The following is a 13,387-nucleotide window of genomic DNA, read 5'->3' on the forward strand; positions in this document are numbered from 1 at the left end:
TTGCACTGTCTAAACCATATCACCCGTTTTAGGATCATAGCCCCAAATGGTATTCGGATTACCGCGCTTAGACATACGTTCGCGATAGATGCTCGATACGATTTCGGCATCACCAGCAAGCAGGGCTTTAGTTGAACAAAGCTCAGCACACATAGGTAACTTACCTTCAGCAATACGGTTTGCACCGTACTTCTGACGCTCGGCATCGGAATGGTTTTCTTCTGGGCCACCGGCACAGAAAGTACATTTATCCATTTTACCGCGGCTACCAAATGCGGTCTTTTTCGGGAACTGTGGCGCTCCAAAAGGACATGCATAAAAACAGTAACCACAACCGATACAAGTATCTTTATCGTGTAGCACAATGCCATCGTCGGTTTGATAGAAACAATCCGCCGGACATACGGCCATACAAGGAGCATCGGTACAATGCATACATGCAACAGAAATTGACGCTTCACCGGGTTCACCATCATTGATAGTAACCACGCGGCGACGCTGAATACCCCACTCTAAAGCGGAATCGTTTTCGTTCTTACAAGCTGTGACGCAACCGTTACACTCGATGCAGCGTTTTGTGTCACACAAAAATTTCATGACTGCCATAATGGCTTATCTCCTCATCAAGTTAATTAGGCTTTGCTGATCTGACACAAGCTAGACTTAGTCTCTTGCATCTGAGTCACAACATCATAACCATAGGTCATTACGGTATTGGCAGCTTCACCAATAATGTAAGGTACGGTTCCTTCAGGGTAATTTTTCTCTAGGCTCTTGCCTTCGAATACACCCGCGAAATGGTATGGCATGAAACATTCACCAGCAATGACTCGTGGAGTCACCATTGCTTTAACTGTGATTTTAGCGCCTTCTGGACTGTGAACGAATACATCATCACCATCACGTAAGCCGCGGTCGGCTGCATCAGCAGGGTTAATCTCAATAAACATTTCTTGCTGCAATTCTGCAAGCCATGGATTTGAGCGTGTTTCTTCACCACCACCTTCATACTCAACTAAGCGACCCGTAGTTACCGCTAATGGGAAGTCTTTAGCAAAGTCTTTTTCTTGAATAGACTTATACAGAGTTGGAAGACGTGCAACCATACGATCTTCGTAAGTTGGGTACTTAGCCACTAAGTCGCGACGAGGGGTATATAACGGCTCGCGATGAATCGGGATATCATCTGGGAAGTTCCACACAATACAACGTGCTTTGGCATTACCGTATGGGATACAACCGTGATTGATAGCAACACGTTGAATACCACCAGAAATATCTGTTTTCCAGTTTTTACCTTCAGCGTGAACTTTCTCTTCAGCAGTTAAGTCATCCCACCAGCCAAGCTGTTTCAGCATGTCAGCGGTGAACTCTGGGTAACCGTCTTTGATTTCAGATCCTTTTGAATAAGAACCTTCAGCAAGAATATTATTACCGTTATGCTCAACACCGTAACGTGCACGGAAGTTACCACCACCATACTTAACTTCACGTCCAGTGCGGTAAAGAATTTGCGTACCTGGATGTTTGTTTTCTGGCGTGCCCCAACAAGGCCAAGGTAAACCGTAGGTTTCACCTTTAGCTGGACCACCTGGCGCTTCTAAGCTTTCCATATCGAATGTGCCCCAGTTTTCTTGGTGCATTTTCAAACGCTCAGGGCTCTGGCCAGTGTAACCAATGGTCCACATACCTTTGTTGAACTCACGGGTCATATCTTCAATCAACGGCTCATCGCCATTAACTTTAATATGCTTACAGAACTCAGCATCGATACCCCATTTTTTCGCCAGCTTGTACATGATAATGTGGTCAGCTTTTGACTCAAATAATGGTTCGATAACTTGTGAGCGCCACTGCAGTGAACGGTTTGAAGCAGAGACTGAACCGTATGTTTCAAACTGAGTTGCAGCAGGTAATAAATACACACCGTCAGTTCGTTCGTGCATGACACCTGCCATCGTTGGGAATGGGTCCACAACAACAACTGTATCCATTTTGTTCAATGCTTCACGCACTTCACGACCACGGGTTTCAGTATTGACTGATTGCCCCCAGAAGAATGACATACGAATATTATCTTTCTGCGCAATCTTAGATTTGTCTTCAAGGACACCATCATGCCAGCGAGAACATGGAATACCCGTTGAAGTCATTGGATCTTGACCTAGACGTTGCTCTTGATCGAAACGGGCTTTAACCCACTCGTAATCCAAGTCCCATACATTACACCAATGTTTCCATGAACCTGTTTTAAGGCCATAGTAACCTGGCAATGTATCAAACAATAAGCCAAAGTCAGTTGCACCTTGAACGTTATCATGGCCACGGAAGATGTTAGTTCCACCACCAGAAACACCCATGTTACCTAGGGCTAACTGCAAGATGCAGTAAGCGCGAGTATTGGCATTGCCGATGTGATGCTGAGTCCCACCCATACACCAAACCACAGTACCAGGCTTAGTTTCAGCCAGTAACTTGGCGACACGATGCATCTGCGCTTCAGGCACGCCAGCAACATGTTCAACTTCGGCAGGGGTCCACTTTTTCACTTCCTCACGGATACGTTCCATACCGTATACACGTTGGTCGATGAATGTTTGGTCTTCCCAACCATTTTCAAAAATGTGCCACAACAAACCATAAATGTAAGGAATATCCGTACCAGGACGAATATGCACGAACTCGTCAGACTTAGCTGCAGTTCGAGTGAAACGCGGGTCGACTACGATAATTTTCGCGCCGCGCTCTTTACCTTCAAGGATGTGTTGCATTGAAACCGGATGAGCTTCACAAGGGTTCGAACCGATAAACATCATCGCTTTCGAGCTACGCATGTCGTTAAAAGAGTTTGATTGCGCACCGTAGCCCCAAGTGTTTGCAACACCGGCTACAGTGGTAGAGTGACAAATACGTGCAGAGTGGTCGACATTGTTGGTGCCCCACATTGCTGCCAATTTGCGGTACATATAAGCTTGTTCGTTTGAAAACTTCGCACTACCCATGAAAAATACTGAATCAGGACCAGATTCTTGACGAATATCGAGGGCTTTTTGACCCACTTCTTCAATGGCTTGCTCCCAAGAAAGTTTCTTCCATTTGCCTCCTTCTAGCTTCATTGGGTATTTAAGACGTTTTTCACCATGACCATGTTCACGCAGTGCAGCACCTTTGGCGCAATGGCCACCAGCGTTAAATGGGTGATCGAATGCAGGTTCTTGACCTGTCCATACACCATTTTGCACTTCAGCATAAATACCACAGCCCACTGAGCAGTGAGAACAAATAGTACGTATCACTTCAGTCGGCGCATCGTAAGCAACATCTTTCGCTTCAGCTTTACGCATCATTCCGGCGCCCAGCATTGAAGCGGCAGCAATACCACCTGTAGCAAGGGTTGCAGACTTCAAAAATTGGCGACGATTGAGTCCAAGTGCAGGTTTATCTGCGACTTTGACTGCTTCTGTTTTGCGGGTTAATCGCATCACATATTCTCCTTAAATTACTTGCTACTACGTAATGTGTCGTAATAACTACGTACATGGTCTGTTTCTCTATAACCATCACTTTTACCTACAACGGGTGTAGCTTCTGGTGAGGCGGCAAGAGCTTGTCCGCTAACAGTGGCAACTGCGCCAGCGGCACTGCCGACAGCCAATGCTTTTAGCATTTGACGACGACCCATGTCGGAAGCTTGCTTCTTCATAGTCTCTCCTTAATTTAACGCGTGTTATAAGAGTAAAATTACTCTCTGTTTTTATGGAAGTTGCCTTCCTTTTCAGTCTATGCCACAGAGTCAAACTCTGTGGCATAAATCTTTGCACCAACAGCCTAAAAATTACCTAAGAGGCAAGTTCATTGGTTGATGGTTCAATCTTGTCTGCTTCATCAGCAGCAGTTTTTTCGGCTTCAGAACCTGGGCAATTAACTGGAATATCTAAGCTTAGTTGCTCAAACTCATTGGCTTCAATGATGAAAAATGCTTTTGCTAGCTGCGCCACAGGCACATAAAACGCTGCACTCGGTGTTTTCTCTAAGGTGTCACAAAATCGCGCAATCCAGCTGCCAATATGGCGCTGATAAAATGCTAATTGACGATAACCTGGCGCCTCTAAAATCAAGGTACCCATCACTTCACATAATGCTGCAACATGATCTTCTGGCTCTTTAACGTCTTCTTCGCGAGCAAAACCTAATTGCATTAAATCTTGGCGTAACAGTGCTAATGGCTTATCCATTAACGAGCCTGTCATAAACCAGCTGCCGTATGGCAATACTTCACCACGGCCAACACCGAAGAAAATATTGAAGTATTCTTCTTCAAGTTGCTCTTGTGTGTACTGGGTCGCAGCTGCCTTTAGCGCCAGCCAAGCCGTGCTCATGTCGTTATCATCTTCAGCTTCTGTTTCTATTTCGATGTCAGCTAAAAATGACAGCAGTTCTTCACTCGGATGGCGACGTAGTAATGCAGCTAATAATTGGTAAATATCTGCCCGTAGCTGATCGTTTTCTGAAATTTCTCTAACTAATTCGGTCATATTGGATCTCTTATCGAAGTTGCTTCTCTGGGTCTTCAAGAATGTCTTCAAACATATCTTTTACGCGGCAATCACCACACATTTTTAGGCGCTCAATATTGGCGTTAAATGCAGAATGTCCACCAATCATATCGATCATTCTATGAACCATCGATTGTGTAGCAAAAGCGGTTCCGCAACGAATACACTCGAACGGAGCCTCTTCTTTTAACGTTTGACGCTGCTGACGTGCTGCTTGGTCCAAATTGATTTGCGGCGTTAAGCTAATCACGTTTTCAGGACAAGAGGTTTCACATAAACCACATTGCACACAGTCTTGCTCTACAAAATGCAGTGACGGTGATTCACCACCATCGGTTAATGCTTGTGTTGGGCAGGTTGCTACACAAGACATACACAAGGTACATTTATCAACTTCGACGTTAACTACACCGTAAGGCACATTGCTCATTGCAATGGCACTATCAGTCGCTGCTGCTTGTTCATTTAAATGATCAATTGCAGCGTATAATGTTTCGCGCTTGGTGCTTGGCGTGAACGCAGCAGGTACGATTAATGGCCAATCTAGGCTGATAGCCAGTTTGTCACTCAACGACGTTAGTGTTTGAGTATCAATTAAGCTAATGCGTTGAGGTTGGCCCATTTCATCTAGAATACTATTAGCTAATATTAGTTCACCATTTAACATTTGCGTTAACGTGGGTGCTGTCGCGTCAGTATTAAGGATCAATACCTGACGTGCGCCCCATGCTAATGCTGACATCCAATGATCAATGCTAGCAACCGTGATTTCTTCCAGCTCAACTGGAATGATGTCACCCACTAGATCTGCGGTAATGTGCTCTGCACCAACGGCACCGTCATGGAATAAGATGACAGGGGCAGCTTGTGCTTGCTCAAGGTAACGACTAACCAGTTTTTGAATATAGCTATGAAGTGCTTGTGGCGTTGGTAAATCAAATGCGATAGCCCCTGTAGGACAAGCATTAGTACAACTACCCGCACCATGACAAAGGTAAGGATCAATTTCGATTTTTTGTTCGATGCTACTAATTGCATCAGCAGGGCAGAAGTTTAAACAGCGATTACAGCCATTGACGCCATTACGGTTATGAGCACAGATATCACTGTTCACTTTCACATAACGTGGCTTATCAAATTCACCAACTAAATCTGGAATTTGCTCCAGCGCATCAGCTAATTTATCTGCATCTTGACCGACATAGAAATAACCTGGTGGTAGCATTTCAAGGTTAAGACATGGCGACATGCTCAGGTCTAAAACCATATCAAAATGCGGCTTACGAATAGCAACAAGACTTAACTCAGTCGCCGCTTGGTTTTCACCCGCGCCTTCATTCTCAACGGTTACCTGAAACTGACCTAAAAAGCCTTTAACAGAAATAAGTTTGTTGTAATAGCTTTCGCTATTTACTGCAGCGTTCATTACCGCTTCAAGATGAGCTTCATCTTGGCTGGTAATGGCTTCATTTGCCAAAATAACCGTATTGGCCATGGTTGACAGTTTATCCGCAGCTAATCGGGCCAAATCTTCTGGGCCGATGACTAACACATTGCCTTCAGTCGTATAACTGACTGTTGGCGGGATCAAGTTTTGGATCACTTGAGTCTGTGCTAATACCTGCTGGCGAACTTGTTTTAGTTCTAGCGGGGTTTGACTATTGCTCACATTGCGTTCCTGAACAGTTTTTTAACGCTTAGGTGATTTATCAGGGCTGCAAATCCATTTTGTATTTAAACATTTATTTAAATACATCAGCTTAAAATGATAAACAAAACACCTTATACGCTAAATAGTGGACTAAAATTTTTAACTACACACTAAGCCTTAGCGCTACTTGAAGCCGTTATAGCTTCTTCATCAACCATTCCCAGAACATCACTCTGGTCTTGGTTGGTATCTAAGTCAGTGGCAGACACGATTTCGCTCTTATCATTTAATACTGGTGAGGCATCAGTTGTATCAACAACTGTGTCATCATCCTCACGAGCAAGTAACTCTTGCTCTTCCGTTTCTTCTTTGTCTTTTACGACGTTACGGAAGACTTTTTTGGCTAATTCAGCCGAAACTTCGGCAGACAATTTAGGTTGATTACTGTAATCAAGGGCGTACTCGAGTAAGCCGTCGATTTCATTGTATTGGGGTTGTTTCCACAGTGCTTTTAACGCTGCTGATTTCGCTTGAGGTGATACATTCGCCCCCATAAACGAAGCAAAACTGCCTCCAACTTCAATTTTTTCGGGATCCGGTAAATCTTCAGCTTCAAGGATCTTCTCAGGCTGAGGCGCTTCTTGTATGGCATCCTCAGTGGAAGAGTCAGCAAGGCTTTCTTCCTCTGCCGCCACACTCTTTTGCTGCAGTTCAGTCTCACGAGCAGCTTCAGCTTCAACTTGCTCACGACGCTCAGTCCAACGAGAGAAAAAACCTTTCGAATTATTGCTCATTAATGTCTCCGAAGGTGATCTGTGCTAGGGCCAGTATCCTTTCGGCGGTTCACATGCTTACGGCGTTTAGCTGATATTTCAACTTCGCCATGACGGGTGATGAAAGCTTCAACCCAACATGCCAGTGCTTCTGGCATTGGGATATTCAGCACTGGGGTTTCAGACTCCAAACAGGCTGCGGCAATATTTTGGTCTGCAGAGATAGCAGCAGGAACCCAAGTGCCATCCGATAACTCATCACAAACGATATATAACATGGTGTTATCCATGTCTAAATTTATCCGGTAACTGCCACGTTCATCTTTATAAAGTTGAAACAATATTAATTTGGCCCCTTCAGGTGCCTCATGAGTCGCAGGAACCATTTGTTCCACTTCCCAAGTGATTGAGGGCCAACGCCCCATCATTTTTTCGACTTTTCTAAGCGAAACATACATAGGCCAAACATTTTCAGTGTGTTGCATACAAGCCTTGCCCTTAAAACATAAATCCACAAGAAATAAATAAAATATATATTAACAACGACTTAAAAGTTGCTCTTGATTATTTTTAGAAGCTAAAAACCACTTTATTTCTCTTAACTAATCAGTGCACTGCAAAAATAGTGCCAGATAAATAAGAACAAAAAGCTAGATCCAGATCTCCTAATTACCACTAAGAGTAGGACAATTTGTCTATATTGCTAATTATACTAGGACATAAGGCTACGTTAATTAGTCGCTGCTGATTAACATCAGAGTTAGATCACGCATTTACAAACTACATTGCCGCCTCGGGAATAAAAGTTGCTATGCTGATAGTTAATTAGTTTTCATTACCATCCTCACTACCGAGCTAGTTAACTATTTCAGAGGCCACACTTTCAATGACCCAATCAAATGCTAATAAATCGCTAAAACTGGTCAAAACCAATGCTGAAGTTCCCCTTACAATTGCAGTTAAAGCAATTAATGAGCAAGGAGAGAGTGTTGATAAATTCGTGGCCTGTGAAAGACCATTAACGGTATATTTGAACTGGCAACCCATAGTGACCTTAATGACCTTGGGCGCAAAACCTGAGTCATTAGCTTTGGGTTACTTGAAAAATCAGGGCTTTATTAACGATGCCAGCTTACTTGAATCAATTATCGTCGATTGGGATGTTGACTCTGCAGCCATTTTGACTAAAGAGCAAACAGCTGATTTAGATAAACAATTATCTGAAAAAACCGTCACTTCAGGTTGCGGTCAAGGTACTGTTTACGGTGGTTTCATGCAAGGGCTCGATGATATAAAGCTGCCAACGCCCCAATTACAACAATCAACCTTATATAGCCTGCTAAAAAACATTAGTGCTTATAATGAAACCTACAAAAATGCCGGTGCCGTCCATGGTTGCGGCATTTGTAAAGACGACCAAATTTTAGCTTTCATTGAGGATGTTGGCCGCCATAACGCGGTTGATACCCTCGCGGGCGACATGTGGCTTGAAGGTGAAAATGGGCACGATAAGATTTTCTATACCACTGGCCGTTTAACCTCTGAAATGGTGATAAAAATTGCCAAGATGGGTATACCAGTATTGTTATCACGCAGTGGTGTCACTCAGATGGGGTTAGAACTAGCTCAAAAGTTGGGGATCACTATTATTGCCAGAGCCAAGGGGCGTCACTTCTTGGTTTACCACGGCGCAGAAAATATTGAATTTGATGCGATGAAAGTTTAGCGTTACCTATTAACGCAAACAAGTGATAACAAGGTGATGACCACCTTGTTATCACTCATCATGTAACCCTATGCTAAATAGCATTATGCCTAAATTTAGCCCACTGCTTTCTTGCCGCTTCGGGCAAATAACTCCAAGCTAAAACCCGGGTAATTTTATTGCCTTGCTTCATTTCAATGGTCTGCACACTATCGGCATGTAACTGTTTTAATAATTGATAACAGGGCTTTAGGTTTTCTGACTTGGACACTAATGAGCTAAACCACAAACATTGTTGCCCAAACTGCTGACTTTCTTTAATCATATTCGTTAAAAACTGCTGCTCACCACCTTCACACCATAACTCAGCTTTTTGCCCACCAAAATTAAGTGCGGCACTACTTGAGCTAACGGCTGGCTTTTGGCTGTGCTTTTTAGCTCTGTTGGCGGCTAAATTGGCATTTTTCTTGGCGCTGCCTTGACTCGCTTCGGCTAATGAGCGATGAAATGGCGGGTTGCACAGAGTAATATCAAAGCGCTCATTATCCCCGATAATTCCGCTAAAAATAGCTTGAGGATTAGTCTGTTGGCGCAGGTCAATTTTCGATGCTAAATCAGGGTTATGGCTAATAATTTCAGCGACATTTGCAATTGAAACTGGGTCAATATCGCTGGCTACAAACTGCCAACCATAGCTTTTAACCCCTAATAATGGATAAATACCATTAGCACCGGTGCCAATATCCAATGCACGGATCTTATTTCCTTTAGGCGCTTTACCATTAACAGCCAGTAAATCAGCAATGTAATGCAAATAATCTACTCGACCTGGTACTGGCGGGCACAAGAACCCTGCCGGAATATCCCACTGCTCAATGTGATAATCAGTCAATAAAATTGCTGCGTTGAGGCTTTTGACCGCTTCAGGATCTGAGAAGTCGATTGAAAGATTACCGTAGGGGTTTGGTCTGACAAAGTGGGACAATTTGGGACACTTTTTTATTAATCCTTCGAAATCATAACCTTGATTATGCTTATTTCGCGGGTGTAGTGTTTTCACTTGAGTATGAGCGACGCCTTTGCTTGCCGCAGATGTTTGCTTGTTCGTTTTGTTGCCAGCTTTACTGTTTTTCATGCAAATGTTCATTAATCATATAGGTATTTAGTAAACAGTAAATTAACCACGGACTGTTCACCCGTTTCAGCTTCTAGCAGTCGATTAACCGTTTCAAAGCACGCACGACGAATATCCTCTCTTCCGGTCAAGGACTTAACCTTGTCTTCAGGCTGATTTCCTAGCACTTCAACGATGGCGGCTCGCAGTAACGGATCATGGTGCTCTATCTGCTGCAATTGTTTAGGATCTTTAACCATTAACTCAACACTGATTTTTACAAAACCGAGTTTTTTGCGGTTAGAGATATAGTTAGTGACAATGTCAGGTTCGAAACCATAGTAAGCAAAGTTCCCAGTGGCTTTGTCATCTGCGCTATGCGCATTGGGGAAAAAAAACAGTGCAACTAACACTGCGAATAGGTACTTTGCCATAGTTAATCAAACTCCATTATTTAAATCTGCCTAATAGCAGCGGCTATCCAGCCATTGCTCTGTCATGATAAACTGCACTCGTTTGAGTATATTGTAACGAGTATTGAATGAACGTGACCAGTCTTAGCTTCCCGTATGGTGAATCAATCCAGTGGTTTTCACCTGATGCAATCAATTCTATGCCGCAATCGGCACTAAAAGAATGGTTACTCGCTACCGGTAGTTTAACCCAAAAGCTTAAAGGCTGTTGCCACGATTTTGAAGTTAAAGTCCTTGGCGAACAACTTACTACACCATTAGCAGGGGAATGCCCGCAGCAAAAGCAGGTTTGGGTAAGAGAAGTACTGCTGTGCCTTGATGGCGAGCCTTGGGTGTTTGCACGCACCTTAATCCCTGAGAACCTAGCCAATGATCAACACAACTTTAAAGCCTTAGGTAAGCGCCCATTGGGTGAACTACTGTTTACCAGTGCTGATATTGTCCCGGGCAAAATAGAGGTCGCTGAATTTGAAAGCTGCACTAAGCTAGCCCAACTGGCAACCCGCCTGTCCCAACCTGTCACCTCTTCACTTTGGGGACGTCGCCGTTACTTTAACTTAGCCAACCAAGACATTATTGTTAGCGAAATTTTCCTTCCTTATGCGGTTAAGCAAATTAACGCCTTAACACTAAAGCAATCTTGTTAAAGTTAGTCCAACAAAGCCATGCGGTTTACCATACGTTGGCAACATCATGGCTATTTGTAAAGTAACCATAAAGCTTATAGCCTTATGTTTTAGTCGAGCGCTTTACAAGAAGTAAGCTCAGTAGCAACAAATACACCCCAGCTAAACTACCGCCACTACTGCTTTGAGATCCATCGTCGCCAGCAATTGTCTGGTTTTCGCCCATAAACTCTGAAGTAACTACACCATTTAGTTTAAATTCGACTATTGCCCTTGAGCTGTCTGACGATTGCGCCTGCACCTCCATCGTTAAGCCCAGTTCAGGTAACACCATGCCTGATTGTGGTTGCAGGGGCGCTGAGTAATCAGCATTATCATCAAATAAACTAAAGTTACTTAGAGCGCTATCGTTAGCGTAGCTTGACTGAGGATATAAGCTAAAGCTGGCATCACGTACCTGCACACTTGAAGACCCGCCAGTTATTAGACTCTGGTCAGCATCAATAACCCCAATAAAGCCATAACCTTCATGCTCGGCGACATTGTTATCTTCATAGTTGTTATTTTCGAGCCATAATAAAATACCGGGCTCGTAGCCGACACTTTGCAAGCCCGCATCAATACCTTGATGGTTTCTCAGTTGCACAATATAGCGTTGCGGCAAACCGGGTAAGGTATCATCGATCCTTGAAAAACCCACTAAATCAACTTTGCCTTGCTCTTCGGCCCCGTCTTGGTAAATGTTGACGCCTTGCTGATTAATTTCAATTTGGTCAATAACAATACCGTAGTCACCTACAGCTTGATCCGTTACATAGCTCATTTCAACTTGCACACTTTGCCCTGAAAAATCGCTCAAGTCATAAACCAGTTCAACCCAAGCATCTGTTCCTGAAGCGCCAGCTATATCGCTCGATACCCCAGAAATATAGTGCTCTACATTGTTGAACAGAGGGTTACTGGCACTGGTATGGTTGCCGACAATGGCTACGCCATCAATCAACAATTGCATATAGTCATAATCTGTTTCTATGCTCCAATGTGCCTGCATAACAAGCTCAATCTGTGCGTCAGCGGGTAAATCTACCTCGAAACTCAGACTATTGGTAAGTTGATGGCCTTTACCTGAATGGTATTGATAGTCGCCAACTAAAGGTGACTTAAAGGCGAAGGGGGGATTGGGTAATGCGATGGACAATTGATTCACAGCATCAGCATTAACTGCTGCAAAAACCTCAGCAGTCAAACCTTCAGCAGTAATATCGGCCAAGTCGATGGCTTGCTCATTGACCCACTTGCCTTGGTAACGTTGTTGCAGATATGAACGGGCATAAGGACTTAAGCCCGCAGGCTTACTGCCAGCAATATAAGGATTACCCGCTTGCGCTTGACCCACCCAAGTACCACTTGCCATTAACGACCAGTAACCCACTGGCGCGCCATCCCCCAGATTAGTGTCGTATTCATCAGGCAGGCCTAAATCATGACCAAACTCATGGGTAACGACCCCGGTACCTGAGTCGATAGGCTGAATGGTATAGCCATAAACTTTCATTGACGTGCCAGGAAGAGCTTGTCCTTGGCTATTGGCACCAACAAAAAAGCGATGCGACCAAATAGCATCGGTGCCTAACACGCCGCCGCCCGCCTCTTCACCAATACTGGAATGAAATATGACAATGTGGTCTATGATGCCATCAGGCTCATTTTCATTGCCGTTGTTATTAAAATCAAATGGATCTTCACTATCGAATTCAGCTAATTCTGTCGCGCTCATCCCTTTAACGGCCTGAGTAACGGCTTCCATAACCAATTCAGGTACTGCAATATCATTATCACTGAAAACCGAATTATTGGCGCCATAGTAAGCAGCATTGTTACTGGCGGTTACCCAGCCTTTAACCTGACCACGAAAGAAAAAACTCTCACCAGAGGCTTGAGCAAAATATTGATAAGCCGTTTGAAGCACCTCACGGTTAGGTCCAGAAAATCCAGATCGAGAAAAAAGCAAATCTTGATAATGTTGTACGGAATAATCGTCATAAAACATTGACGTATCAGACTTGGTTAAACGATTGGCGTTATAGGGTAAATCAGGAAAGTCGACCAATACCGCCAGCACATTCACGGTTTTGGTGACATCCGTGTCAGCCAATGCCGGAGCTGATACTGGTGAGACTTTTATTCGTTGGGATCGATTCTTGGCAGCTATTTGCTTTAGTATTTTGACCTCAGCAGGCAGATAATTATGACTTGCTTTGCGAGTGAACTTCTCTACCGCAGCTTGCTTTGCTGCCTCGCTGGCATCAATTGCCAGCTCACCGCGCTTAATCAACCAGTATTGGATCTGTTGCTGATTCATTACCCCAGCATCTGCAGGAGAAGCGTATTGACTCGGCGCTGCCATGGCGTTTAACGAAAAAAGAGTCATTGCCAATATGGTCATAGCACCAGTAAAGATTTTACTCCATTGAATAGGCATCCTGTGC

General features: G+C 43.9%; 12 protein-coding genes. 2 read left to right on the top strand and 10 right to left on the bottom strand.

Annotated features, from left to right (window positions below; genetic code table 11):
- Positions 1-9 precede the first annotated feature (9 nt).
- The 7 genes from fdh3B to Q4591_RS10390 form a co-directional block, all read right to left on the bottom strand.
- Positions 10-606, bottom strand: coding sequence for a formate dehydrogenase FDH3 subunit beta (gene fdh3B, locus Q4591_RS10360; protein ID WP_102435967.1), 597 nt, complete (start codon positions 604-606; stop codon positions 10-12).
- 26 nt (positions 607-632) lie between these two features.
- Entirely contained in the window at positions 633-3,482 is a 2,850-nt protein-coding gene (locus tag Q4591_RS10365) for a formate dehydrogenase subunit alpha (RefSeq protein WP_102435965.1), read from the bottom strand.
- Positions 3,483-3,499: 17 nt separating this feature from the next.
- Positions 3,500-3,703 carry a twin-arginine translocation signal domain-containing protein gene (locus tag Q4591_RS10370; protein WP_102435964.1) on the bottom strand — a complete coding sequence of 68 codons (204 nt, stop codon included), beginning with the start codon at positions 3,701-3,703 and terminating at the stop codon, positions 3,500-3,502.
- A gap of 136 nt (positions 3,704-3,839) precedes the next feature.
- On the bottom strand, positions 3,840-4,535 hold the full coding sequence (locus tag Q4591_RS10375) for a molecular chaperone (protein WP_102435962.1): 696 nt from the start codon (positions 4,533-4,535) through the stop codon (positions 3,840-3,842).
- A gap of 10 nt (positions 4,536-4,545) precedes the next feature.
- Positions 4,546-6,225, bottom strand: a complete 1,680-nt coding sequence (locus Q4591_RS10380) for a 4Fe-4S binding protein (protein ID WP_303460951.1) — start codon at positions 6,223-6,225, stop codon at positions 4,546-4,548.
- Positions 6,226-6,377: 152 nt separating this feature from the next.
- Entirely contained in the window at positions 6,378-7,001 is a 624-nt protein-coding gene (locus Q4591_RS10385) for a DUF3306 domain-containing protein (protein ID WP_102435958.1), read from the bottom strand.
- Complete coding sequence (locus Q4591_RS10390) at positions 7,001-7,465, bottom strand: DUF3305 domain-containing protein (RefSeq protein WP_076541409.1); 465 nt, start codon at positions 7,463-7,465, stop codon at positions 7,001-7,003. Before Q4591_RS10390 ends, Q4591_RS10385 begins: the two co-directional genes overlap by 1 nt.
- A gap of 401 nt (positions 7,466-7,866) precedes the next feature.
- On the opposite strand from Q4591_RS10390, the gene Q4591_RS10395 reads away from it, so the two are divergent.
- Positions 7,867-8,706 carry a formate dehydrogenase accessory sulfurtransferase FdhD gene (locus tag Q4591_RS10395; RefSeq protein WP_102520200.1) on the top strand — a complete coding sequence of 280 codons (840 nt, stop codon included), beginning with the start codon at positions 7,867-7,869 and terminating at the stop codon, positions 8,704-8,706.
- A 73-nt stretch (positions 8,707-8,779) separates the two neighbouring features.
- Here Q4591_RS10395 and rlmF read toward each other — a convergent pair whose 3' ends face one another.
- Both rlmF and Q4591_RS10405 read right to left on the bottom strand, forming a co-directional pair.
- Positions 8,780-9,820, bottom strand: coding sequence for a 23S rRNA (adenine(1618)-N(6))-methyltransferase RlmF (gene rlmF, locus Q4591_RS10400; RefSeq protein WP_241903444.1), 1,041 nt, complete (start codon positions 9,818-9,820; stop codon positions 8,780-8,782).
- A gap of 11 nt (positions 9,821-9,831) precedes the next feature.
- Positions 9,832-10,233, bottom strand: a complete 402-nt coding sequence (locus Q4591_RS10405; RefSeq protein WP_102435952.1) for a flagellar basal body-associated protein FliL — start codon at positions 10,231-10,233, stop codon at positions 9,832-9,834.
- Between the two features lie 107 nt (positions 10,234-10,340).
- On the opposite strand from Q4591_RS10405, the gene Q4591_RS10410 reads away from it, so the two are divergent.
- The gene (locus Q4591_RS10410; protein ID WP_102435951.1) at positions 10,341-10,919 is read left to right on the top strand and encodes a chorismate lyase; all 579 of its coding nucleotides are present in this window, start codon (positions 10,341-10,343) and stop codon (positions 10,917-10,919) included.
- A gap of 82 nt (positions 10,920-11,001) precedes the next feature.
- Here the strand turns inward: Q4591_RS10410 and Q4591_RS10415 are convergent, their stop codons facing one another.
- On the bottom strand, positions 11,002-13,380 hold the full coding sequence (locus Q4591_RS10415) for an immune inhibitor A domain-containing protein (RefSeq protein WP_303460953.1): 2,379 nt from the start codon (positions 13,378-13,380) through the stop codon (positions 11,002-11,004).
- Positions 13,381-13,387 lie beyond the last annotated feature (7 nt).

It is taken from the genome of Shewanella sp. 3_MG-2023 (assembly GCF_030548765.1).
GTDB lineage: Bacteria > Pseudomonadota > Gammaproteobacteria > Enterobacterales > Shewanellaceae > Shewanella.